The sequence below is a fragment of the Enterococcus sp. E5-37 genome, assembly GCF_035726925.1.
Classification (GTDB): domain Bacteria; phylum Bacillota; class Bacilli; order Lactobacillales; family Enterococcaceae; genus Enterococcus_B; species Enterococcus_B faecium.
In genome coordinates, this window is sequence record NZ_JAPMLG010000005.1 from 187,730 (window position 1) to 210,093 (window position 22,364).

Below are 22,364 nucleotides of genomic sequence, written 5' to 3' on the forward strand. Positions count from 1 at the left end.
TGTTCCAGTTGTTTTTTTCTAAGATTAAATTTTAACAATCCTTAAATATTCTCTTTTTTATATTTCTTTTAATCTTTTTATGATACCTTAGTAAAGTAAGTTTTTTATCATAAGTAAAGAGGTGTTGAAATGAAAATAGGGATTGATCGTCTTTCCTTTTTTATTCCTAATTTATATTTAGATATGACAGAGTTGGCAGAAAGCCGTGGGGATGATCCTGCAAAATACCATATAGGGATTGGTCAAGACCAAATGGCAGTCAATCGTGCAAATGAAGACATCATTACACTAGGAGCAAATGCTGCCAGCAAAATCGTAACAGAAAAAGACCGTGAGCTAATCGACATGGTCATCGTCGGAACAGAATCCGGGATTGATCATTCAAAAGCGAGTGCGGTAATTATCCACCATTTACTGAAAATCCAATCTTTTGCTCGTTCTTTTGAAGTAAAAGAGGCTTGCTACGGTGGCACCGCAGCTTTGCACATGGCGAAAGAATATGTCAAAAATCATCCAGAACGAAAAGTACTAGTCATAGCAAGTGATATTGCTCGTTACGGCTTGGCAAGCGGTGGTGAAGTGACGCAAGGTGTCGGTGCTGTTGCGATGATGATCACTCAAAACCCGCGTATTTTATCGATTGAAGACGACAGCGTATTTCTGACAGAAGATATCTATGATTTCTGGCGTCCAGATTATAGCGAATTTCCTGTTGTTGATGGTCCTTTATCTAATTCTACGTATATCGAATCATTCCAAAAAGTTTGGAATCGACATAAAGAATTGTCGGGTCGAGGACTCGAAGATTATCAGGCGATTGCTTTCCATATTCCGTATACTAAGATGGGAAAAAAAGCATTGCAAAGCGTATTAGACCAAACAGACGAAGAAAATCAGGAACGTCTTATGGCTCGCTATGAAGAAAGCATCCGTTACAGCCGACGAATCGGTAATCTTTACACTGGTTCATTATACCTGGGGCTAACTTCTCTACTGGAAAATTCGAAATCACTACAGCCAGGAGATCGCATCGGTCTATTCAGCTACGGTTCTGGTGCAGTAAGTGAATTTTTTACAGGTTATCTGGAAGAAAACTATCAAGAATATCTCTTCGCACAATCTCATCAAGAGATGCTAGATTCTCGAACACGGATCACTGTTGACGAATATGAAACGATTTTCAGTGAGACGCTTCCTGAACACGGAGAATGTGCAGAATATACTTCAGATGTACCTTTTTCGATTACAAAGATCGAAAATGATATTCGTTACTACAAAATATAATAAAATCATAAAAAGAACCCTTCACGAGTCGTGAAAGGTTCTTTTTTTATCTGCGGACCAAAGGAGCAGTCTATAGGTCAGCTTAGTCGTACTAAGGATTTCTCGTTTTTCACTGAATAGTTTGCGAATGTACCTAGTCACAACAGGATCTTTTGCGTACGCGTCATAGTATAGCTTCATCAATTCTTCAGTAATTGATTCCTGTGTAAAATAAGTAAAATCTTTTTTCTTCACTTTGAATCCTTCATCAATTAAGTATGTTTCAAATTGATCCATTACAACTGGCGATGTATTAGGATCTTCTTCTATCATTCCTAGTTGCTTTTCGATAGGATAAAAAACATCATCGATTGATTCCACTACTCTGATTATCACGCACCATTTGCTTGACTTTTTCATCAATTTTTCTAATTGAATAAGATGTACCAATGCTGGATTTGCTGCTGTAAAAACCATTTCATATGTCTCATTTGATTGGATAAATTCTTCTAACGACTGTTTGATAAAGGAAACATTTGGCAACTCATTTTTTTCTGCTTCTTTTTTTGCATTTTCTAGCATTCCTGAAGAAAAATCGATCAAATCATAGCGATTAATTTCTTTTGCTAAGGAAAGAAATCTGCCAGATCCTCCAGCAACGTCTGCTGCTGTTTCAGCAGGCAGGACTTTCTCCGTTTTCAGATAATTTTTTACATCTTCAGCAATAGTTACTTGCGATTCTTGCTGGATTTCATAATATTCTTCAGCAAATTCATCCCATTCTTTTTCATTCATTTGATTTCCTCTAATTTTTTGTTATATGTTTTCACTTTTCGGAATAAATTATTCTCCTCTTTTATCTATTCTATCTCTTTTGATGAATAATAAAATGATCGGCTTTCCGTCTATCATAAATAAAAAAAGGGACTGTGACCAAAGTCGTGTCAAAGTCTCTCTTTCCGAATAAACAGTGTCCAATCAGATGACCCTCAGTATTAGCTCAAAATGCTGATTTTACAACTTCTTCCTTAAACGGTGTTCTCCTGCCAACTCTTCGGTCACAAGTCACAATATTCAACAAACATGAGAAGCTGTTTGTTGAAATTGCACCTTGTGACTCAGAATTAAACGGCAGGCTCACAACCTCGTTGATTCGTTTTATTTATTTCCTTGTACTCGTACAATGATCAATTTAGTGATTTCCATCAAAACAATTGTCACAAGTGCGATTCCCATACATGTAAAGACTTCTGTCAATCCAAATGCTGATGGGATAGAGAAGACTTCTTTCAGTCCTGGGATCATTGTTAAGCAGTAAAGCGCGCTACATACAACTACAGCTAGTAAGACACTTCTGTTAGAGAAGAACCCTGCTTGGATAGCTGTTTGTGTGTTTGAACGTGCTGGGAATGTTTGCAATGTCCGACACCAAATCAATGTTGAAAATGACATGGCTACACCGAATTCAGGTGAATGCTGCATGCCAAGCCATTGAGCAAAGATAACAGCAATCCCAATCAGCACACCACGATACGTTACAGAAATCAATGTTTTGTCCGTAAAGATTCCTGAATTTGGATCTCTTGGCGGGCGGTTCATCGTAGCAGGTTCAGCTTTTTCTGTACCTAATGCAATTGCTGGCAGTGAATCATTGACTAAATTGATGAACAACAGTTGTAATGCTGTAAATGGATTGGACCAGTCAGCAACTAAGGCAAAGATGATCGCAATGATCGCACCTAAATTTCCTGCAAATAGATAAGAAATAGCTTTCTTGATATTATCAAACACATTACGTCCTACTTCTACTGCGCTGACAATAGAAGCAAAGTTATCATCCGTCAATACCATCGCTGCTGCATCTTTTGCCACATCTGTACCCGTTCCCATAGCAATTCCGATGTCTGCTTGTTTCAATGCTGGTGCGTCATTTACACCATCACCTGTCATAGCTGAGATATGACCTTTATTTTGCCAAGCACGAACGATACGAATTTTATTCTCAGGTGAAACACGTGCATAAACAGTGACTTTTTCTAAAACTTCGTTTAGTTGATCTTCTGTCAATTCATCTAGTTCCGTCCCGGTCAAAGCCAGGTTTCCTTCTTCAAAAATACCGATTTGTTTTGCGATAGCCACAGCTGTTGTTTTGTGGTCACCAGTAATCATGATTGTTTTGATTCCTGCACTTTTTGCTTCTGTTACCGCCTGAGTCACTTCAGCACGTGGAGGATCGATCATAGCAAGCAAACCAACAAGGATCAAATCGTCTTCATCTTCAAATGATAAATCAAAATTATCAAGTGGACGGTAAGCAAAAGCTAGTACACGTAATGCTCGTGTTGAAAAAGCTTCATTTTGCTCTTGGAATTTTTTCATCAATTCATCCGTCATCGGAACAACTTCACCATTTAGCAATACTTTTTTACTGCGTTGGAAGACGATATCTGGTCCGCCTTTAACAAACAAGTAATTTTTGTTATCGATCGTGTGTCCAGTAGACATTAATTTTCGATCTGAGTCAAAAGGAAGTTCTGCTTGTCTTGGGTAGTTGTTTCGGATTTCCTGATAAGGTTGGTTTAATTTTTCACTAAAGTCGATAAACGCTACTTCCGTAGGGTCGCCCAATTTAGTACCGTCTTCACTGATCGATGCATCATTCGCTAAAACACTGATTTCGATCAAGCGACGTTCGTCAGCTGTCCATTTTGAAGGGTCATTTGTGAAATCCCCAGTATCGCCATTACCTAAAAAGTAGTCAACAACTGTCATTTTGTTTTGTGTCAATGTACCAGTCTTATCTGTACAGATGATACTTGTCGAACCAAGTGTTTCAACTGCTGGAAGTTTTCGGATAATGGCATGACGTTTCGCCATTTTATTCGTTCCCAAAGATAACACGATTGTTACGATAGACTGTAATGCTTCTGGAATAGCAGCTACGGCTACGGCTACGGCAAACATCACTGCGCTGACGATATCTGCAGTCATATCTCCTGTACCTTCTCCAAGATAAATACGAAACAGTTGGATACCTAAAATCAATAAAGACAATGCCAAAATAGCCAGACTTAGTTTTTTACTGAATTTATCCAGACCTCGTTGTAACGGAGTGACTTGCTCAGTTGTTGATTCCAAAAGGCCAGCAACTTGTCCGATCTCCGTATTATTCCCAGTTGAAGTCACTAAGAATTTACCTCGTCCGTAAGTTACGATCGTTCCACTAAACACCATATTTGTACGATCTCCGATTGGTACCGTACTTGTGATATCCGTTACTTCTTTTTCTGCAGAAGTCGACTCTCCTGTCAGCATACCTTCATCTACTTTTAATGATCCCGCATCTAGTAAACGTCCATCAGCAGGTACATAATCGCCTGCGTCTAACAACACGATATCTCCTACCACAAGTTCGTTTGCCGGAATCGTTTTTTCCTTACCATCACGAATCACTCGAGCATCGGGCGCTGAAAGATTTTTCAACGCTTCTAAAGAACCTTCTGCTTTTTTTGTTTGGACAACACTGATTATAGAATTCAACATCAATACTGCAAAAATAACTAAGAATTCGATGTAGTCACCCATGACCATCTGAATCAGTGCGACAATCAGCAATACGATAACCATTGCATCTTTGAAAGTTTCTAAGAACAATTTCCAAGTTGGCTTCTTCGGCTTTTCTTTTAGCTGGTTCAAGCCATCTCTTTCTAATTTTTCCTTCGCTTGCGTGGTGCTCAATCCATCGGTTGAGCTCTGCGTTTGCTGCATCAACGAGTCGATCGTTTCTTTATAGACCGCTTGTTGTGCTTGTTCCTTGTTTTCCAAATTTCATCCCCCATTTTTTGATCTTGGCCCTAGTCCTGTCTGAAAAAAAAGAGACCTAAGACAAATACGCATTTGTCTTAGGTCTCACCATTTCATACAATACCAGAAAACCATTTGGTTAACTTACTGTTGATATTATCGCAACAAACGTTGCCGGTTACTCCCCTAAGGAGATATTCAACTGTACTAATATCCTACCTTATTAACCTACAAAAAGCAACTACTTTAGCCCGATTTACCTACATTTTCATGAAAGGAGTGAAAAGTATATTCACCTTGGTAGGCTTCTTTCTTCTATCATGCTATACTAATGTTATTGTATGTAAGGAGGAACATTTTTGTGGTATCTAGTATTATAACCGCCCTTTATCTATTAAATGCACTTATTGCTTTGGTGGCTATTTTGATCAAACCCCGAGATGTAGCAGCCATTTGGGCATGGCTCTTAGTATTGTTTGCCCTTCCTGGGGTGGGTTTTGTATTATATTTATTTTTCGGACGTGGATTAACGGATAAGAAAAAATTCTATCTCCGACAAAGTGACTTGAAAGAATTAGAAAACTTTCAGTCTTTTAGAGGAGATACCATTGAACATTACGATCCTGACATGGGCGATAAAGACAAACAGCAATTTGTTGACTTCTTCTCTTCATTAAATCGTATGCCGCTGACAAGAATGAATTCTGTCACTCTTCTCACAGACGGACAAGAGAAATTGGATTCACTGCTTCAAGATCTAAAAAAAGCCAAACATTCGATCCATATCGAATATTACGCATTTGTGACAGATAATATCGGCCAGCAAGTCTTACATGTTTTAGAAGAAAAAGCCGCAGAAGGCGTGGAAGTTCGAATATTATATGATGCATTTGGCTCTCATGGCACAAAAGCAAAAGATTTCAATCGTCTAATCAAAAATGGTGGACATGTCCATACATTTGTTACCTCACAAAAGGCATTACTTCGTTTCCGATTGAATTACCATGATCACCGAAAAATCGTTGTGATCGATGGAAAGATTAGTTATACCGGTGGTTTCAATATTGCCAATCAATATGTAAATACAACAAAAAAATTCGGCTATTGGCGCGATACGCATATACGGATTTTCGGTGCCGCTTCTTCTTTGCTCCAGCTTCGCTTCTTAACAGACTGGAACGTCTCGGTACCTGAAGAAAAAAAGGTCGGCTATCATTTGAATTATTTCTTTAAAAAAGCAGATCGAGATGAATCTAAGCTTGCTGATACATCCATCCAGCTTGTTTCAAGCGGACCGAATAACGAAAGGGAACAAATCAAGCTTTCATTTATCAAATTGATTACTTCTGCTAAAAAACGTGTTTGGATACAGACACCTTACCTTGTTCCTGATGAAAGTGTCATTGCTGCTTTAAAAATCGCAACTGCCTCTGGTGTAGATGTGAAAATCATGATTCCCAACAAACCGGATCATCCTTTTATTTATCGAGCAACACAATATTATGCTCGGCAGCTGATCAAGGAAAATGTACAAATCCTTGTCTATGAGAACGGCTTCCTCCATGCAAAAACATTGATAATGGATGATGAAATCTGCATGGTAGGTTCAGCAAATCAAGATATTCGTAGCTACCGATTGAATTTTGAAACAAGTGCTGTCATTTACGATCCTGAGTTTTTAGAAGAACTTGCTACTCAGTTCAAAGAAGATGAGACACATTGTTCATCCATGACAACTGAAACAGTCAAGGAAATGTCTAACTGGCTATTATTCAAGCAACAAATTTCTCGATTATTTTCTCCAATCCTATAATTTTTTTATTCAAGTAGAGAAAAATATACTAAGATTAAAGGGACTGTGACAAAAATCTTGTCACAGTCCCTTCTTCCGAACAAACGGTGTTCTCCTGCCAACTCCTCGGTCACAAGTCACAATATTCAACAAACATGAGAAGCTGTTTTTTGAACTTGTTCCTTGTGACTCGGAGCTGGACGGCAGGCTCACGACCTCTTTCTTTTACTCTAATTCACCAGCTGCCCAATGATTGATGGGTCCATATTTGTGCCCTACATTTATTTCTTCACGAATTGCACGGTTTACATAGTCTTTTGCCAATCGGATCGCTTGTTCAACTGTTTTTCCTTTCGCTAACTCAGCTGCAATACATGCAGATAGCGAATCGCCAGTTCCGTTGATCCGGTCGGTAGGATAAAATGGTGCATTTAACCAAAATGATTTTCCTGATTCGAGCAATACGTAGTCATTGACTGTTTCTTGCTGCGCATCTTTAGCATGATGTCCTTTGATCATAACGTTTTTTGCACCCATATCTTGCAGTTCTTTTGCTGCTTGCACAAAATCTTCTTCAGCTGCTAATGTCCGTCCAGTCAGCTTTTCTGCTTCATAAAAATTAGGTGTCAGTACTTCGGCCAAAGGGACAAGCTTTTCTTTCAAGCTTTGCAAAGCAGATTCTTCTAGTAAAAGATTTCCATGTTTCGTTACGATTACGGGATCCACGACTAATGGTCCAAAATCATATTTTTGGTAATTTTTTACAACTGTCTCAATCAACTTTGAATCTGCTAGCATACCTGTTTTAGCTGCACGTATTTGAAAGTCCTTCGCAATCAGTTCAAATTCTTTGTCGATAAAATCTGTTGGCAATGTCACACTTGCTCCGATTCCGTAAGAATTACCTGCAACACATGCGGTCATGACAGAAACACCGTAAACATTTCTTGTAAAGAATGTATGCATATCTGCTTGCATCCCTGCGCTTCCATCGCTATCTGATCCTGCGATCGTCATTGCTTGTACATACTGATCTTCCATCAAATCGATTCCTCCATTTTTATAAAAAGATTTTTCATAATGCTGTTACTGTTTCTATCATATGTTTTTCAAAGTATCCCTCAGTAAATATACCACTACCTTTTCTTGGTAATCAAATTTATTTGAAAAAACATTTGTAATAAATCAGAAAATAGTTGTCGTTTGTTTGTATTCGCTATTCTAATAATAAATAACCACTATTTGATTTATATATATTTCAGTATCCTTCTTGTTTTCATATAACCAAAGGCGCTATGATTTCCATATGAAAAAAATAAAGTCAGGTGAAAAAAATGAAACTTGAGGATAAAAAAGTCATTTTGAAGAAAATCAAACGACTACCAGACCAAATAGATGGCTATACGATCTGTTCTTTCAAAAAAGACAGGAGTATAAAAGCTTATACGCAAAACACAGAAAAAGGAATAATCTATTTCCTACATGAAGAAGGTTACGATACCCAAACCTTTATGTTTACTGAAAAAAAAGAATTTCATAAACAGATGAAAAAACTGATTGAAAAAGAATTTCCAAGAAGTCATAAACTCTATGTGAATCAGCAATTTTAACTTCTAACTGTTCTTTATTAATTAAAAATGTTCTGTAATAAAATAAAACTTTATAACAACTATAACAAAACCGAATACAAAACAGAAGTTCTATAAGTTATAATCATAGTTGTTAGGTGATTCATCTAGTAAAAACACCAGATTTCAAATTTCACACAATTTAAACTAGATCAATCATCAACCTTCTTCAAATTGTTAGAACCCTTTCCCGAGGAGCTGCAGCATAAGCAAAAAAACAAACAGGAAGCCAAATGGCTAAGACATTTTTTCTATTAGTCTAGTTGTTTCTCGTCGCAAGTTTAAGACTTTAGAAAGTTATTTCTAATGATGTTTGGGTTGTTTTGATCAATGCTTATGCACAGCTCCTTACCTATTATTTATCTCAACAGATCTAACAAATTAATGGACTATTTAAGGAGTTTTTTTATGCTTACGATCTATTCTTCTCGCACACATAGTTACCATCTGATGGCAAACTGGCTGAAAGACCATCAAATGCCTTACAGAGAACGAATTTTCACACCTAAACAGCCTTTAACAAGGAAAGAGATATTTTATTTATTGTCATTAACAGAAAACGGATTTGACGATCTATTAGCTAAACGCTCGATTGATTATAAAAATTTGAAAGATCAAATCGACCAATGTACGACCTCAGAGCTTGTCGATCTGATCGTCTCGCATTTTACTTTGTTACAACGTCCCATCATTACTGACGGAAAGAAATTATTAGTCGGATTCAATGAAGATAGCATGCGTCTTTTTATCCCTGTACAATGGCGCAGAAGTCAACTGAAATCTGTCTATAACGATTTTACATGGGTAAGCAATCTAGAAAATTCTACGGATTTAGATGATGAATTTTTAAATTATTATATATAAAAAAGACTGTGACAAAAGCGTGTCACAGTCTTTTTTTCTACGCCGGATAAATAGAATATTTTTACAAATCTGAATACATTCACCAGTAATAAGCACTTTGAGTGAATTGACGATAAGAATGACGGACCAGACTGCCATAAATGATCAAGAAGACTCCCGTTCCTACCGTAACAAAAAATATAGAGGCACCGATACTACCATCCATATACCACATTAAAGAAGCCAAAAGTGGGAAAAGTGAAAAAATACATAATCCGATTCCTGCAATCAGTGAGAAGCCAAAACTTCGCTGATACTCTTCTTCTTTTTCTTTTGCTTCTGCTAATACTTTTTCAGGTATTTTCCGATGGTGCAAAAAGTGATTTAAACGTGTGATTTTCATACCAGAAGCAATAAAAAAACCGACAGCTAATGCTATACCGAAAATCAGACAAGAAATACCCATGAACACATATCCTGCTGAACAAAAGAAAAAAATACTTGCAAAAGATAATCTAATGAATAGAACACCTGATGCCACTTGGAGACTTGCCGCTCTGTATTCTTTCCAGTAGTTTTCTGCTTCGCTTAAATAAATAGAAGCTGTGTTTGTTTCCATCTCGTCAGCTTGATGTTTTTTTTTCGACATCTAGTTCTTCTAATAATTCATCGATTGAACCAAATGTCGAAATTACTGTACCGATGGCCTCCTGTTCATTTTTTCCTTCTCCCATCAATTCATGATAATGGTCTTCCATATTTGCCAACAAATCAGTTTTCAGCTTATCTATCTCGGTACTTTGAGGTACTCCGATAAAAAGACTGTCTAAATAATTACGGATTGTATCCATTTAATTTCCCTCCAAAAATTGATCGACTACGTCTTTCGTCGTCAGCCACTCTTGCTTTTTTTCTTCTAAAAGATTACGCCCTATTTCAGTGATTTTATAATATGTCCGCTTTTTTCCATGAGTCACTTCTCCAGGATACGAAACAATCAGTTGATTCTTTTCTAAACGGGCAAAAACGGAGTAAAGTGTTGTCTCTTTGATCACATAGGAATCATTTGTCCTCTCACGAATCGTTTTAGAAATTTCATATCCATAAGAATCGTTTTTGTTAAGGATCGATAAAATAATCGCATCATTGTATCCGCGTATTCCATCACTTGAAATCATTTTCTTTCCTCCATATTACTCCATCTGTCGTTGTAATTAGAATAGCATGATTACTTCATCAGGTAAAGTAATTTTTTACAAAAAAATAAAAGGAACAGAAAGCAAAAGAAGCGTTATGCTTTTTTGCTTTCTGTTCCCTTAATTTATTTATTTTACAACCATGACGTTACATGATGCGTGGTTGACTACATAGGAAGTAGTGGAACCTACTAGTGCACGTTCTACCGCATTCAGACCTGTCGCCCCCATGACAATCAGATCGATTGGTTCTTTCGATTCATGGAAATTAGCAATCAGTGTCTTTGGATAACCGTAAAGAACATATGTCTCGATATCTGTCAGGCCTTTTTCAATTGCCAAGTTTCGATGTTCTTTCATCTGGTTTTCCGCAACCTCATCCAATTCTTCCTGAAGGCTTGTTGTAACAAATGCAAAATCACCAAAGTAATTGCCTGTTACTTCATTGACATACAGGATGTGCAACGTTGCCTGATTTCGTTTGGCAATCGTGATTGCCTCAAGAAATGCTTTTTCTGCCTTTTCAGAACCATCAATTGCTACTAAAATATTACGATAAGTATCTACCATTGTAAACGCCTCCTTCACTGTAAGTGTAGCACGATTACAGTGTTAGAACAAACATTTTGTGAACGTTTTATCAAAAAATATCAGGCATCAAATCCGTTTTTTTCAGAGACCGTTTTAAACCAGCGACCTGATTTTTTGATCGTCCGTTTACCGTCTTGTGCCAAATCAACAGCGATAAAGCCATAGCGATTCTTATAAGCATTTGTCCAAGACCAGTTGTCCATACATGTCCACATGTGGTAACCCACACAATTGGTTCCTTCTTGGATTGCTTGATGGACGTATTTCAAATGATCCGTAACAAACTCGATCCGGTAATCATCTTCAATAATTCCTTCGCTGTTAACAAATCGTTCTTCTCCTTCGACCCCCATCCCATTTTCAGAAATATAGCATTTGATATTACCATAGTTTTCTCTTGTATTCGTTAAAATATCATAGATTCCTTTTTCGTAAATTTCCCATCCACGATATGGATTCATTTTTTTATTGGGCATGTCGTAATTATCAAAATAATCATCTGGCATGGGGCTATGTTCGTGATTGATTGGAGTTTCTTTTGCTTTGATTCGACGAGGCTGATAGTAATTGATTCCTAGCAGGTCAATCGTGTTTTCACGGATGAGTTCTAGGTCTCCTTCATGGATCTCTGGCATTATAGCCAATTCTTTGACAATTTCGATCAACTCTTGTGGAAACTCTCCTTTCACTGCAGGGTCAAGGAATGATCGGTTGAAGAATGCGTCAGCGATCTTCGCCGCTTTTACATCTTCTGGGTTCGTTTCATCTCTCGGATAGCTTGGTGTCAGATTCAAGATGATTCCGATCTCACCATCATGTCCGCCTTCATGGTAGGCTTTGATTGCCTTTGCGCTTGCTAGATTCTCATGATAGCCTACTTGGACCGCTTCTTTCATATTGATATGATTTGGATAGTGGAATTGATACAAGTAGCCTCCTTCTACAGGTACGATTGGTTCATTATGAGTAAACCATTTTTTGACCAGATCTCCAAACAGTTCAAAGCACGCTGCTGCATAAGAAACATAAGCGTCGACCGTTTCTCTTGATAACCATCCGCCTTTTTCTTGCAGTGGTAGTGGCATATCGAAATGGTAAAGGTTCACAAAAGGTTCGATACCATTATCCAGCAATTCAGTAAAATAATCTCGATAAAAAGAAACAGCTTTTTGATTGATTTCACCTGTCCCTTCTGGAATCAAACGACTCCATTGGATAGATGTACGAAATGTGTTATGGCCAGTTTCTTTCATTAACTGAACATCTTCTTTGTATTTTGTGTAAACTTGCGAAGTTTTTTCAGGTCCTACTTGATCGAAGAATTTTTCAGGCTCTAATTCATACCAATGATCCCAAATATTTTCTCCTTTACCATCATCACTTACTCTTCCTTCTGTTTGCGGTCCGCTAGCAGCAGAACCCCACCAAAAATTCTCTGGGAATGTGTAGGTTTTCATTTTTTTACTTCCTCTCTTTTTTCTTGATACCGTAATCATAACGAACCCTAAAAAATAAATCAATACTTTTTATAAAAATGACTAGACATTTAAAATTTTTGGCGTTATACTTTGTATGTAATCGATTGCAAATAAATTTGAGGTGAATAAAAATGAACGGTTTTATGGACAAGCTTTCTGAGAAAATCATGCCCTTAGCTAATTTATTAGGGCAAAATCGTTACCTTACAGTGCTGCGGGATGCTTTCATGCTTTCCTTCCCTTTAACGATGTTCGGTTCGATCGTTGTCGTTATCAATAACTTGCCTTTTTTCAGTGACGCAACAAAGGGAACTTTATCGAACTTATTCGGTAATGGGCAAAATGCAACAATGAGCATCATGTCGGTTTTTGTTACTTTTGGTATCGGCTATTATTTATCAAAATCTTATGACGTGGAAGGTATTTTCGGTGGTGCCGTGTCTTTTGCCAGCTTCTTGATTCTTACGCCTTTTGCAATGAAAACCGCTGGCGGTGAAGATGTGACTGGTGTGCTTTCACTTGATCGTCTTGGCGCAAAAGGAATGTTCATTGGAATGATCGCTGCTTTCTTGGCTGGAGAAATCTACTGCAGAATCACGAAACGCGGCTGGCAGATCAAAATGCCTGATGGAGTTCCGCCTGCAGTAACAAAATCATTTGCCGCTTTGATCCCTGCTGTAGTGACACTAACTATTTTCTTAGTAATCAATGCTGTGATGACTGGTATTTTCAATGCTAACTTACATGACGTCGTTTATGAAGTGATCCAAAAACCATTAACTGGTTTGGGAAGTAGTTTACCTGCAACATTGATTGCTTTGTTCTTTGTCCAATTCTTATGGTTCTTCGGACTTCACGGACAAATCATCGTCAACTCTGTAATGGACCCGATTTGGAATACACTGATGCTTGATAACTTAGAAGCTTATCAACATGGAAAAGAATTACCACACATCATCACAAAACCATTCATGGAAACCTTCACTGTTGGTATTGGTGGCTCTGGAATGACTTTAGCTGTCGTTTTATTGATGGCCTTTGTTCTTAAAAAGAAACAGTATCGTGATGTTGGACGATTAGCTTTAGCACCTGGTATTTTCAATGTAAATGAACCAGCGATCTTTGGTCTACCGATCGTATTGAATGCAACAATCCTTATTCCTTGGGTCGTGGCACCTCTGATCGTAACGACGTTCAATTATTTGGTAATGGCTGCTGGACTTGTCCCTGCACCAACTGGCGTCTCTGTTCCATGGACTGTGCCAATCATTGCAAGCGGTGTCTTAGCAACAAATTCATGGCTTGGTGGTATGCTGCAAGTCATCGACTTTGTCATCGTTGCCTTTATCTGGTACCCGTTCTTGAAAGTATTAGATAAACAACCAGATTTAGATATTGCTTAATGGATCATTAAGGGGATGTGACAAGAAACTTGTCATATCCTCTTTTTTCGAATAACCAATGTTCCAGATGCTACTTCGAGTTGTCGGAAGCATAATCTTTCGTTATACTCTAGAAGAGGTGAATAACGTGCCAAAATACGAAGAAATCGCAAATATTTTAAGAGAACGTATCCGTTCAAAAGAGTATCCTCCCAATAGTTTTTTGCCTAATCAAGTCGACTTGGTAAAAGAATTTGGTGCGAGCCGGATGACAATCAAAAAAGCCATCAATATCTTAGCAATGGAAGGACTTGTCTATTCGCAGCGAGGATCAGGAACGAAAATCTTGAATCATCCATTTATGCAAAAAGACACATCGCCCGCTAACGAGTATGAAGGTTTGAGTCTCCAAATGAAACGCAGACATCGTTCTTTGAAGAGTCAAATCATTCATTTTGATGTTGAATTCCCTAATCAATATATCCAAGAACGATTGATGATCGATGCCGAGCAACCTGTCTACAATATTCACCGGTTAAGGATCTTAGATGGCGAGCCATATGTTTTAGAGCATACCTTTATGCCAGTCCATCTTGTGCCGGGTTTAAAAAAAGAACATTTGTTAGCCTCTATCTATGATCATCTTCATCAAGAATTGAATGTCCATTTTGCAGGGGCTTATCGTGCTATTTCTGCAGATAAAAGTGATGAATATGATCAGCAATATTTGAACTGTGCAGAAAACGATCCTGTACTGGAAGTTCAGCAGGTCGTCTATCTCAAAGATGGACAGCCGATTGAATATTCTTCCAGCCGAAACCGATTTGACGTTCGGAACTATTCTGTGCTGGATGTGCGTTCAACTTAAATGAAGAGGTTGTGAAAAAGACGTTTACCAAGAGATCGTGACAGTGGTAAGCAGTTTCAAGTAACAAGAAGAGATCGTGAAATCAACATTCTATCTAAACATTAGCTCAAAAATAAAAAAATAACTCAGCATAAAAAGACTTATGACCACTCGCAATGATTCTAAAGTTAGCTTTTTGAAATCGATGCAACTAGTCGTAAGTCTTTTTATTTTATTGATCCATTCCTTCTCTTTTCCATCCTTGATTCCTTCCTAATACTTTAAAAGACAAATTAATTGCAAAATAGAGATGCACCCTCTATACTATGTCTAAATCAATCACTTACTTTTTGTAAGTTAACAGGAGGAAATTTATCATGGATACACAAATTAGAGGAATTCACCACGTCACAGCAATGACATCTAACGCAACAAAAATCTACCGCTTTTTTACAGATATTTTAGGAATGCGCTTAATCAAAAAAACAGTTAACCAAGATGACATTGAAACTTACCATCTTTACTTTACAGATGACACCGGTGCGCCAGGAACAGATATGACTTTCTTTGATTTTCCAAATCAGCCAAAAGGAAAAAAAGGAACAGATACGATCTCTCGTGCTTCTTTCCGTGTGCCAAGTGACGCAGCATTAGACTTTTGGTTGGAACGTTTTGAAAAATATGACGTTACTCATTCAGCAATCAATGAACGTTTCGGCAAAAAATATATCGAATTTGAAGATTTCGATAATCAGTATTATCAATTGATCTCTGACGAAAACAATCAAGGTGTAGCAGCTGGCATTCCTTGGAAAAACAGCAATGTACCGACAGAGTTTGCGATCACAGGACTTGGACCTGTCTTTGTCCGTGTCAGTCAATTAGAGCATATCCGCTTGATTCTTGAAAAAATCTTAGGATTCAAAGAAACAGACCATTCAGGAGATTTCTACTTATTTGAAATCGGTGAAGGCGGAAATGGTGCAAGCATCATTATTGAACATCGGACAGACTTGCCAAAAGCAATCGAAGGATTTGGAAATATCCATCACTTAGCATTGCGTGTAGCAGACAAAGAAGCATTGGAATACTGGATTCAAGTAATCAATAAGATTGAATTGCCAAATTCTGGTTTCGTCGATCGTTTCTATTTCCAATCTGAGTACTTCCTAGCCGCTCATCACGTACTGTTTGAATTAGCAACTGATGGTCCTGGATTCCTTGAAGATGAACCAGCAGAATCAGCAGGAGAAAAACTATCTCTTCCTCCATTCTTAGAAGAACGTCGTGAAGCCATTGAAGCCTATGTCCGTCCTTTCGATACAAGTGATGCAAATAAAAAACGTGAATAATCTCTTCATGCTACTTCATTTTTTGCATCTATAGAAACAGAAAAGAGGGAACAAAATGACCTACATTTTTGAAAAAGGAACAAGTGGTAAGCATTTGATCTTACTTCATGGCACAGGTGGCGATGAACATTCTTTACTGGATATCGCTCACTTTCTTGCACCAAACAGTACATTGCTTTCTTTTCGTGGCACGGTCCAAGAAGATGGGATGAATCGTTTTTTCAAGCGTAATGGATTGAATCAATTCGACCTGGACAGTTTGGAAAAAGAAACAGATAAACTCCATGAAAAAATCAAAGAAATCAGCGAAAAAGAACTGATACCGTTAAGTGATTGGCTGCTTGTCGGCTATTCAAATGGCGCAAACATCGCTGCTCATTTATTATTGGAGCGTGAGACCGAGCTAAATAAAGGGTTGTTTTTCCATCCGATGTCTCTAGGTGTTCATCAAAGCCGTTCCACATTAGAGGATAAAACCGTCTGGCTTTCTTATGGTGATAACGATCCAATCGTTTCCCCTGCTTCCTTTAAAGAATTGGCCGATCAATTCGAAACACGCCAAGCAAATGTGACTATTCAGCTAACTGTAACAGGTCATCAGTTGACGATGGACGAAATCGAGCAAGCGAGGGAATGGACAGACCACCTCTTAACTAAATAAAAGAAAAGAACTACGACTTACATAATACAACCTGAAGCAGATATCGATCTGGATCAGATTTTGTGAAAGTCGTAGTTTTTTGTGTCAGATAGGTTAGTCTCCACCAGCTGCAATAACAGATTTATTATAAATAGCCGTTTTATTTTTCAACTCTTCCAATCCCCCGATTTTCTCACCTTTTGAATAAAAACCGTCAGTAATCCCTAATGCTTGAAAAATCGTCTGCTTGTAGGCAATTTCTGCATTCCATTCAACTGTATCAAGGATTTGCAGTGCTTTATGGATAGCTTCGATTCCTGATTCTCCACCTGTGTTGATCAATACGCCATGAGAGTTGAGCAGCAACATATGCGGTAATTCAAGATGCTGTTTTTTTACATAGTCGCTTGTCAATTCAGCAAGTTCTTCAGAGCAATTAGGCTCAAAGTCCATGACAGGAATCTCTTTTACTTTAGCTGTGGCTTCTGTCAAATTAGGCATAGGCAACCCAGTAGTCGCCCAGAACATTGCATTAGGCGCATGAGCATGGAGGACAGCTTTGATAGCTGGATTAGTCTCGTACATCGCTTCATGCATATTGATCTCCCGAGTTAAATGACCGACTCCGTCAACGATTCTACGCGTTCTTGGTTCTACTACTAGAACCTGTGCAGGAGAAATCTCTCCTAGATAGGCTTCTGACATCATGGTCGGCGTCATGATGATGTAGTCTTTCCCTTGATCATCAGTGGTTTTAAAGGAAAAATTCCCTCCTGCGATATTTGTGTTTTTCCTTTCGAAAATCACTCTTACGATACGTGCCATGTCCTGTCGTTCTCTCTCAAATAACATACGTCCATCTGACATAATGACCCCTCCATTATCTTTTTATAAAACTTTTTTCTCTCAATATTTCTTTGGCAGCTTCTTTTATTTTTATTGATTCTTCTATTTTCCGTTTTCTTTTTTCATCGTACTCTCTGAATAAAACGTGATTTCCATATTTATAGATCACTAGTGCGAAAAAAATGACCAATAGATTGATGATGATATTCTGAGTAAAGAGTCCATATAGAAATAGCAGAAGTGTACCACAAAGAGCGACTGTCCATTTTATTTTATCTGTCTCTTCTCTTTTCATAACTTTCCCACCATTTCAATGCTATTTTTGTAGTTCAGCATAACGTTCACTCGGTACTTTCGCTTTTATCATATATTTATAAAGTAGAACAAACAGTCCTAGAAAAATCACGCATCCTACAATAGCGAGAATATTCCTATTAAATGCCTCCGCAAATAAAACCCTGAACTCCGGCCCTTCTATGGATGACCATGTGATCAACTGTCCTTTCTTGATTCCCTCGACTGCTCCGCTTTTTTCTGCTAAATCACTGAGTATTGGCGCAAGGTAAGTGGCCCCGTACAAATAAATAGGCATCGTGATGATTCCCAAGATCAGCATACGAGCCAAGTTTCCTCCTGTTAAAAGTAATCCGCCGACCGCAATCGAATAGTTGATAATCCCTGCTAATGGCAATACTTGGTTTCCTGGCAAAATAATGGCATAACCAATAAACACAGGAACAAGTAAAATAGCAGTAACCCAAATTTCTGAACGACCAGCTAATATCGGCCAGTCCAATCCGATATATACTTCACGATCCTTAAACCGCTTTTTCATAAATTCTGACATAGCGTCTGCTAAAGGAGACAAAGATTGCATGAACATTTTAGAGATCATAGGAAACAAACTTAGTGCTGTAGCTGTTTGGATCGCTAGATTAAGAGAACCTGAAACGCCATACGCAGCAGCAAAGCCAAGCCCCAATCCAATAATGAATCCCATTACAGAGTTTTCAGAGAAGATCCCAATTTTCTTCTTCAATGCATTCGTATCCGCTCGTTTATTTAAAGCAGGAATTTTATCCATGATCATATTGAAAGGCAGCAACAAGACAGCGGCAGATGTCATAAAATGAGTCACTGTTACTAATGGAATCCCTGTGAGATCTTGTATATGTTTTTGAAACATATCACCAAGCTTTAATTCCAATATAACTTGGACCATTGCAGTAAGAAAGCCTGCAGCCAAACTACCGGAAACATAATAAACTAAATAAGCAGTTAAAGCTTTCCCCCAAACATTCCACATATCAACATTTAACGTCTTCGTCCAATTAAAAAGTAACAATACAAAATTGACCCCAATCGTTACTGCAAAAAATATAAAAGCATAACTCCACGACCATGTGATGCTTGCTGCACCTGTCCACCCAAGATCAAGTGCAGGCAAACTGATTCCCGTATTTTTAGCCAATGCTTCTGATGCTGGACTTACTGCGTTAGACATATAGCCAATGACCATAGACATTCCGCTAAAAGCAATCCCTAAAGTCAAAGCAGACATGAATGCTTTTTTTAATTTCATCCCTGCCAACAATCCAAGTATCAAAATAATCAGGGGAACAAAAATGGCTGATCCTAAGTTCAAAACATAATTGATAATGGTTTGGAAAACTTCCATAAATAAACCTTCTTTCTTTCGAAATATAGTAGATAAAACTATGAACCAACTTTTTTATCCAACAATCCTCCTTTACTGTACTAACTCTTTGATACTGTCATAAATAGGTTCTACACCCATTCCAGTTAAAAATGGAATTCCTGGAAATACTTCAATACCCAAATCTTTTGCTTGTTCAAGTACTTCCTCATCAGGTTGTGCGACATACACATAGATTCCAGCAGTTAGAAGCTCATTTTGAATCGATTTGTAATCAACTGCTTCTACAGGAAATGCGATGCCGTCATCTTCTAACATACTTTGGATCTTACTAGCGATTGTCTGACTCGTTGCTACTCCACTTCCACATGCGACAATTAACCGATTTTTCATTTTTTCTTCCTCCTAAATATAATTTGTAATAAGTTCGTATATGTTTTGCGGTGTTTCTTGTTTTTTATAATTTTCCACGAATGTTTCATCCATGAATAAATTCATAAACGCTTGAAGTAATCCTACTTGTTCTTTTGGTTCTTTGATTCCTAAAAAAAATAGATTTTCTACAGTCATTTCCTGATTATCCCCCATTTGATAAAAATAAATTGGGTTCTTCAGCTGCATAACAAAAACAAATGGCTTTTCGACATATTCACATTCCGAATGTGGCAGCGCGATATTTAAATACTTAGTAATCAATCCAGTAGGAAATTCTCTTTCTCTTGCAATCAGTCCATTCAAATAATTCTCATTGACGTACCCCATTTTTTCTAATCGTTGTGCAGCGATTAAAAAAGCTTCTTCTTTATTTTTTACTTCTACCGCTAATTGAATCAAACTAGGAACGAACATCTCTTTATATTTCATTCCAACCTCCTCCTTTTTGATTAAGTTTGTTAATTTATTGTTCTACTAAGTTCATCTTTGTTTTACAAGAACATTATATTTCTGTTAGTTTGTTTTGTAAACGCTTTCAAAAGAAATTTATTTTGTTAAATTTGATCTACTTGAAAATAAAATCGTTTATCTATATAATTAAGAAGAACAAAGTCGAACAAAAATTGACTTTTATGTTAAAGGAGTAATTCATATGCTGAAAAAAGAAAGACAAGAACAAATCATTACATTATTAGAGAAAGATTTTTATTTAACTAATTCAGAAATCGCTAACAAATTAGGCGTATCAGAAATGACCATACGCCGAGATGTCACTGAATTAGCAAAAAAAAATAAAGTAAAAAAGCTATATGGTGGCGTTGAACGAAAGGAACCTTATAATCGAGAACTATCGACTCAAGAAAAGATTGATACGAATGTAGCCGAAAAAAAATATATTGGTCAAGTCATGAACAGTATGATTCCCGATAATTCTACTATTTATGTCGGTGCTGGAACAACGATCCTATATGCACTTCCTTTCATTCAAAAGAAAAATCTATTTGTAATTACAAACAGTTTGATTGCTTTCAACTATTTAAAGAATCATACAAGTTATCGGATTTTACTTACTGGTGGCGAATTTTCTCCTATTACAGAAGAGTTCATTGGGGAAGTTGCAGAAAGATCTTTTGAAAGTTTGAATGTCGATATCTCTTTCGCTGCAACAAACGGCATATTTGATAACAATGTGACAACCGCTCAATTTATTGAGGGAAATATTCAGAACGCAGCGCTCAATGCAGCAAAAATCAAATGCATTGTTGCAGATTATTCAAAATTAAATAAATCAGACGTCTATACTTTTAGAAAATTAACCGATTTTGATTATCTAATAACCGATAATCATTTATCAGAACAGGATTTCAATCATTATTCAAAATACTTAACAATATTAAAGGAGCCCAAAAATGATACTGACAATCACGATGAACCCATCCATTGATTCCATTTATTTTACAAAACACTTTGAATTAGGTACGATGACACGCTTTGATTCTCCGGTACGCTATGTAGGCGGCAAGGGAATCAATTGCGGACGAGCTTCTGCTCTACTAGGTTCATCAGTTATTTTAACGGGGTTTTTGGGCGGTTATTTTGGCAGTATGATTCAAGATATGCTGAAAAATGAAAATTTGTTTGATTTGCATTTTTTACCTATTGCAGAAGAATCAAGAGGTGCCGTCACGATCATGCATGATGATGAAACGCAGACAGAGCTAGTGGAAGCTGGTCCTGAAATAGCAAATACTACTATCAAAAAATTAATGAATGATATCAAACTAATCAGTAAAAATAATTACCTTTCAGTCATTACAATAAATGGTTCTGTTAACAATCCAGATCCCTTTTTGTATGCTAAATTATTACAATATATCAAAGAACAAATAGATCCTTCCACCTATATATTAATGGATATATCTGGACAACATCTCCGTGAAGTCTTAGCAAGTAAGTATAAACCGATGTTCATCAAACCTAATATCCATGAGTTTTCAGATATCATCCATCAAAAAATTACTCAAAAAAGCGACATAAAACACCATCTAAAAACAAATCCACTATTTAAAGATATCGATGTTATCATGATTTCTTGCGGCTCGTATGGTGCAGTAGTCAAAGTAAAAGAAGAATTTTGGAATGTTGAGATCCCTAAGATTCCTATCATTAATACAACAGGCTCTGGGGATGCCACTGTTGGAGGTTTTGCTCATTCATTAGAACAGAATTATCCTTTAAAAGAATGTGTAAGGTACGCAATGGCTTGCGGCATGTCGAATGCACAGCAATCAGAAGTCGGGAAAGTTATTCCAGCTGATGTAAAAAATTTAGCAAAAAGCATTAAAATCACAGAAATGAAATAAATAGTACAAAGTAAATAATTGTTTATATGAAATGAGACACAAAGAGACTGTGACAAAAAACGTGTGTACCGACCCCCAAAAGTTAGATTTTTTGGTCTAACTTTTGGGAGTCGATACATTGTCACAGTCCTTTTTTCGAATAAACGGTGTTCTCATGCCAACTCCTCGGTCACAAGTCACAATATTCAACAAACATGAGAAGCTATTTTTTGAAATTGCTCCTTGTGACTCAGAGTGAAACGGCAGG

Annotated in this window: 21 protein-coding genes and 1 pseudogene; 10 read left to right on the forward strand and 12 right to left on the reverse strand. The window is 37.3% G+C overall.

Annotated features, from left to right (window positions below):
• The first annotated feature begins 129 nt into the window (after nucleotides 1-129).
• Nucleotides 130-1,284, forward strand: a complete 1,155-nt coding sequence (locus OS138_RS06130; RefSeq protein ID WP_002289270.1) for a hydroxymethylglutaryl-CoA synthase — start codon at nucleotides 130-132, stop codon at nucleotides 1,282-1,284.
• A 21-nt stretch (nucleotides 1,285-1,305) separates the two neighbouring features.
• On the opposite strand, the gene OS138_RS06135 is transcribed toward OS138_RS06130, so the two are convergent.
• Together OS138_RS06135 and OS138_RS06140 are read right to left on the reverse strand one after the other, a co-directional pair.
• On the reverse strand, nucleotides 1,306-2,058 hold the full coding sequence (locus OS138_RS06135; protein WP_002289269.1) for a class I SAM-dependent methyltransferase: 753 nt from the start codon (nucleotides 2,056-2,058) through the stop codon (nucleotides 1,306-1,308).
• A gap of 363 nt (nucleotides 2,059-2,421) precedes the next feature.
• Nucleotides 2,422-5,088 carry a cation-translocating P-type ATPase gene (locus OS138_RS06140; RefSeq protein ID WP_325069843.1) on the reverse strand — a complete coding sequence of 889 codons (2,667 nt, stop codon included), beginning with the start codon at nucleotides 5,086-5,088 and terminating at the stop codon, nucleotides 2,422-2,424.
• 340 nt (nucleotides 5,089-5,428) lie between these two features.
• On the opposite strand from OS138_RS06140, the gene cls reads away from it, so the two are divergent.
• The gene (gene cls / locus OS138_RS06145) at nucleotides 5,429-6,880 is read left to right on the forward strand and encodes a cardiolipin synthase (RefSeq protein WP_002294371.1); all 1,452 of its coding nucleotides are present in this window, start codon (nucleotides 5,429-5,431) and stop codon (nucleotides 6,878-6,880) included.
• A gap of 204 nt (nucleotides 6,881-7,084) precedes the next feature.
• Here cls and thiD read toward each other — a convergent pair whose 3' ends face one another.
• The gene (gene thiD / locus OS138_RS06150) at nucleotides 7,085-7,900 is read right to left on the reverse strand and encodes a bifunctional hydroxymethylpyrimidine kinase/phosphomethylpyrimidine kinase (protein WP_002294369.1); all 816 of its coding nucleotides are present in this window, start codon (nucleotides 7,898-7,900) and stop codon (nucleotides 7,085-7,087) included.
• Between the two features lie 293 nt (nucleotides 7,901-8,193).
• On the opposite strand from thiD, the gene OS138_RS06155 reads away from it, so the two are divergent.
• Nucleotides 8,194-8,469: a hypothetical protein gene (locus OS138_RS06155; protein ID WP_002289474.1), complete on the forward strand. Its 276-nt coding sequence runs from the start codon at nucleotides 8,194-8,196 to the stop codon at nucleotides 8,467-8,469.
• Nucleotides 8,470-8,895: 426 nt separating this feature from the next.
• Nucleotides 8,896-9,351, forward strand: a complete 456-nt coding sequence (locus OS138_RS06160) for a Spx/MgsR family RNA polymerase-binding regulatory protein (RefSeq protein ID WP_002289471.1) — start codon at nucleotides 8,896-8,898, stop codon at nucleotides 9,349-9,351.
• A 79-nt stretch (nucleotides 9,352-9,430) separates the two neighbouring features.
• Here OS138_RS06160 and OS138_RS06165 read toward each other — a convergent pair.
• From OS138_RS06165 to OS138_RS06180, 4 genes and pseudogenes are all read right to left on the reverse strand, one after another.
• Nucleotides 9,431-10,181: pseudogene (locus tag OS138_RS06165) on the reverse strand (permease prefix domain 1-containing protein).
• Nucleotides 10,182-10,508: a PadR family transcriptional regulator gene (locus OS138_RS06170; RefSeq protein WP_002289468.1), complete on the reverse strand. Its 327-nt coding sequence runs from the start codon at nucleotides 10,506-10,508 to the stop codon at nucleotides 10,182-10,184. It lies immediately after the preceding pseudogene.
• Nucleotides 10,509-10,655: 147 nt separating this feature from the next.
• On the reverse strand, nucleotides 10,656-11,096 hold the full coding sequence (locus tag OS138_RS06175) for a universal stress protein (RefSeq protein ID WP_002289467.1): 441 nt from the start codon (nucleotides 11,094-11,096) through the stop codon (nucleotides 10,656-10,658).
• Between the two features lie 80 nt (nucleotides 11,097-11,176).
• Nucleotides 11,177-12,574, reverse strand: coding sequence for a glycoside hydrolase family 1 protein (locus tag OS138_RS06180; RefSeq protein WP_002324640.1), 1,398 nt, complete (start codon nucleotides 12,572-12,574; stop codon nucleotides 11,177-11,179).
• A gap of 152 nt (nucleotides 12,575-12,726) precedes the next feature.
• On the opposite strand from OS138_RS06180, the gene celB reads away from it, so the two are divergent.
• The 4 genes from celB (at nucleotide 12,727) to OS138_RS06200 (ending at nucleotide 16,837) form a co-directional block, all read left to right on the forward strand.
• Nucleotides 12,727-13,998, forward strand: coding sequence for a PTS cellobiose transporter subunit IIC (gene celB / locus OS138_RS06185; RefSeq protein ID WP_002294365.1), 1,272 nt, complete (start codon nucleotides 12,727-12,729; stop codon nucleotides 13,996-13,998).
• Nucleotides 13,999-14,125: 127 nt separating this feature from the next.
• Nucleotides 14,126-14,845 carry a GntR family transcriptional regulator gene (locus OS138_RS06190; protein WP_002327132.1) on the forward strand — a complete coding sequence of 240 codons (720 nt, stop codon included), beginning with the start codon at nucleotides 14,126-14,128 and terminating at the stop codon, nucleotides 14,843-14,845.
• A 356-nt stretch (nucleotides 14,846-15,201) separates the two neighbouring features.
• Nucleotides 15,202-16,176 carry a ring-cleaving dioxygenase gene (locus tag OS138_RS06195; protein ID WP_325069844.1) on the forward strand — a complete coding sequence of 325 codons (975 nt, stop codon included), beginning with the start codon at nucleotides 15,202-15,204 and terminating at the stop codon, nucleotides 16,174-16,176.
• Nucleotides 16,177-16,231: 55 nt separating this feature from the next.
• Complete coding sequence (locus OS138_RS06200) at nucleotides 16,232-16,837, forward strand: alpha/beta hydrolase (protein WP_002297939.1); 606 nt, start codon at nucleotides 16,232-16,234, stop codon at nucleotides 16,835-16,837.
• A 93-nt stretch (nucleotides 16,838-16,930) separates the two neighbouring features.
• On the opposite strand, the gene OS138_RS06205 is transcribed toward OS138_RS06200, so the two are convergent.
• The 5 genes from OS138_RS06205 to OS138_RS06225 form a co-directional block, all read right to left on the reverse strand.
• On the reverse strand, nucleotides 16,931-17,683 hold the full coding sequence (locus tag OS138_RS06205) for a class II aldolase/adducin family protein (RefSeq protein ID WP_325069845.1): 753 nt from the start codon (nucleotides 17,681-17,683) through the stop codon (nucleotides 16,931-16,933).
• Nucleotides 17,684-17,696: 13 nt separating this feature from the next.
• A complete protein-coding gene (locus tag OS138_RS06210; protein WP_002327133.1) occupies nucleotides 17,697-17,957 on the reverse strand; it encodes a hypothetical protein in 261 nt (86 codons plus the stop codon).
• A 21-nt stretch (nucleotides 17,958-17,978) separates the two neighbouring features.
• Nucleotides 17,979-19,340, reverse strand: a complete 1,362-nt coding sequence (locus OS138_RS06215) for a PTS galactitol transporter subunit IIC (protein WP_002288281.1) — start codon at nucleotides 19,338-19,340, stop codon at nucleotides 17,979-17,981.
• Between the two features lie 72 nt (nucleotides 19,341-19,412).
• On the reverse strand, nucleotides 19,413-19,712 hold the full coding sequence (locus tag OS138_RS06220) for a PTS sugar transporter subunit IIB (RefSeq protein ID WP_002288285.1): 300 nt from the start codon (nucleotides 19,710-19,712) through the stop codon (nucleotides 19,413-19,415).
• 12 nt (nucleotides 19,713-19,724) lie between these two features.
• Nucleotides 19,725-20,183, reverse strand: coding sequence for a PTS sugar transporter subunit IIA (locus OS138_RS06225; RefSeq protein ID WP_002297937.1), 459 nt, complete (start codon nucleotides 20,181-20,183; stop codon nucleotides 19,725-19,727).
• A gap of 223 nt (nucleotides 20,184-20,406) precedes the next feature.
• Between OS138_RS06225 and OS138_RS06230 the strand changes: the two genes are divergently transcribed.
• Together OS138_RS06230 and OS138_RS06235 are read left to right on the forward strand one after the other, a co-directional pair.
• A complete protein-coding gene (locus OS138_RS06230; RefSeq protein ID WP_002288287.1) occupies nucleotides 20,407-21,198 on the forward strand; it encodes a DeoR/GlpR family DNA-binding transcription regulator in 792 nt (263 codons plus the stop codon).
• Nucleotides 21,164-22,117: a 1-phosphofructokinase family hexose kinase gene (locus OS138_RS06235; protein ID WP_325069847.1), complete on the forward strand. Its 954-nt coding sequence runs from the start codon at nucleotides 21,164-21,166 to the stop codon at nucleotides 22,115-22,117. The genes OS138_RS06230 and OS138_RS06235 overlap by 35 nt, the downstream gene beginning before the upstream one ends.
• Nucleotides 22,118-22,364: the final 247 nt, after the last annotated feature.

What these genes read in the sequence shown, in the direction of transcription:
- OS138_RS06130 (WP_002289270.1), top strand. Translation starts at nt 130, where the DNA reads ATGAAAATAGGGATTGATCGTCTTTCCTTTTTTATTCCTAATTTATAT.
- OS138_RS06135 (WP_002289269.1), bottom strand. Translation starts at nt 2,058, where the DNA reads ATGAATGAAAAAGAATGGGATGAATTTGCTGAAGAATATTATGAAATC.
- thiD (WP_002294369.1), bottom strand. Translation starts at nt 7,900, where the DNA reads ATGGAAGATCAGTATGTACAAGCAATGACGATCGCAGGATCAGATAGC.
- OS138_RS06155 (WP_002289474.1), top strand. Translation starts at nt 8,194, where the DNA reads ATGAAACTTGAGGATAAAAAAGTCATTTTGAAGAAAATCAAACGACTA.
- OS138_RS06160 (WP_002289471.1), top strand. Translation starts at nt 8,896, where the DNA reads ATGCTTACGATCTATTCTTCTCGCACACATAGTTACCATCTGATGGCA.
- OS138_RS06170 (WP_002289468.1), bottom strand. Translation starts at nt 10,508, where the DNA reads ATGATTTCAAGTGATGGAATACGCGGATACAATGATGCGATTATTTTA.
- OS138_RS06175 (WP_002289467.1), bottom strand. Translation starts at nt 11,096, where the DNA reads ATGGTAGATACTTATCGTAATATTTTAGTAGCAATTGATGGTTCTGAA.
- OS138_RS06180 (WP_002324640.1), bottom strand. Translation starts at nt 12,574, where the DNA reads ATGAAAACCTACACATTCCCAGAGAATTTTTGGTGGGGTTCTGCTGCT.
- celB (WP_002294365.1), top strand. Translation starts at nt 12,727, where the DNA reads ATGAACGGTTTTATGGACAAGCTTTCTGAGAAAATCATGCCCTTAGCT.
- OS138_RS06195 (WP_325069844.1), top strand. Translation starts at nt 15,202, where the DNA reads ATGGATACACAAATTAGAGGAATTCACCACGTCACAGCAATGACATCT.
- OS138_RS06200 (WP_002297939.1), top strand. Translation starts at nt 16,232, where the DNA reads ATGACCTACATTTTTGAAAAAGGAACAAGTGGTAAGCATTTGATCTTA.
- OS138_RS06205 (WP_325069845.1), bottom strand. Translation starts at nt 17,683, where the DNA reads ATGTCAGATGGACGTATGTTATTTGAGAGAGAACGACAGGACATGGCA.
- OS138_RS06210 (WP_002327133.1), bottom strand. Translation starts at nt 17,957, where the DNA reads ATGAAAAGAGAAGAGACAGATAAAATAAAATGGACAGTCGCTCTTTGT.
- OS138_RS06215 (WP_002288281.1), bottom strand. Translation starts at nt 19,340, where the DNA reads ATGGAAGTTTTCCAAACCATTATCAATTATGTTTTGAACTTAGGATCA.
- OS138_RS06220 (WP_002288285.1), bottom strand. Translation starts at nt 19,712, where the DNA reads ATGAAAAATCGGTTAATTGTCGCATGTGGAAGTGGAGTAGCAACGAGT.
- OS138_RS06225 (WP_002297937.1), bottom strand. Translation starts at nt 20,183, where the DNA reads ATGAAATATAAAGAGATGTTCGTTCCTAGTTTGATTCAATTAGCGGTA.
- OS138_RS06230 (WP_002288287.1), top strand. Translation starts at nt 20,407, where the DNA reads ATGCTGAAAAAAGAAAGACAAGAACAAATCATTACATTATTAGAGAAA.
- OS138_RS06235 (WP_325069847.1), top strand. Translation starts at nt 21,164, where the DNA reads ATGATACTGACAATCACGATGAACCCATCCATTGATTCCATTTATTTT.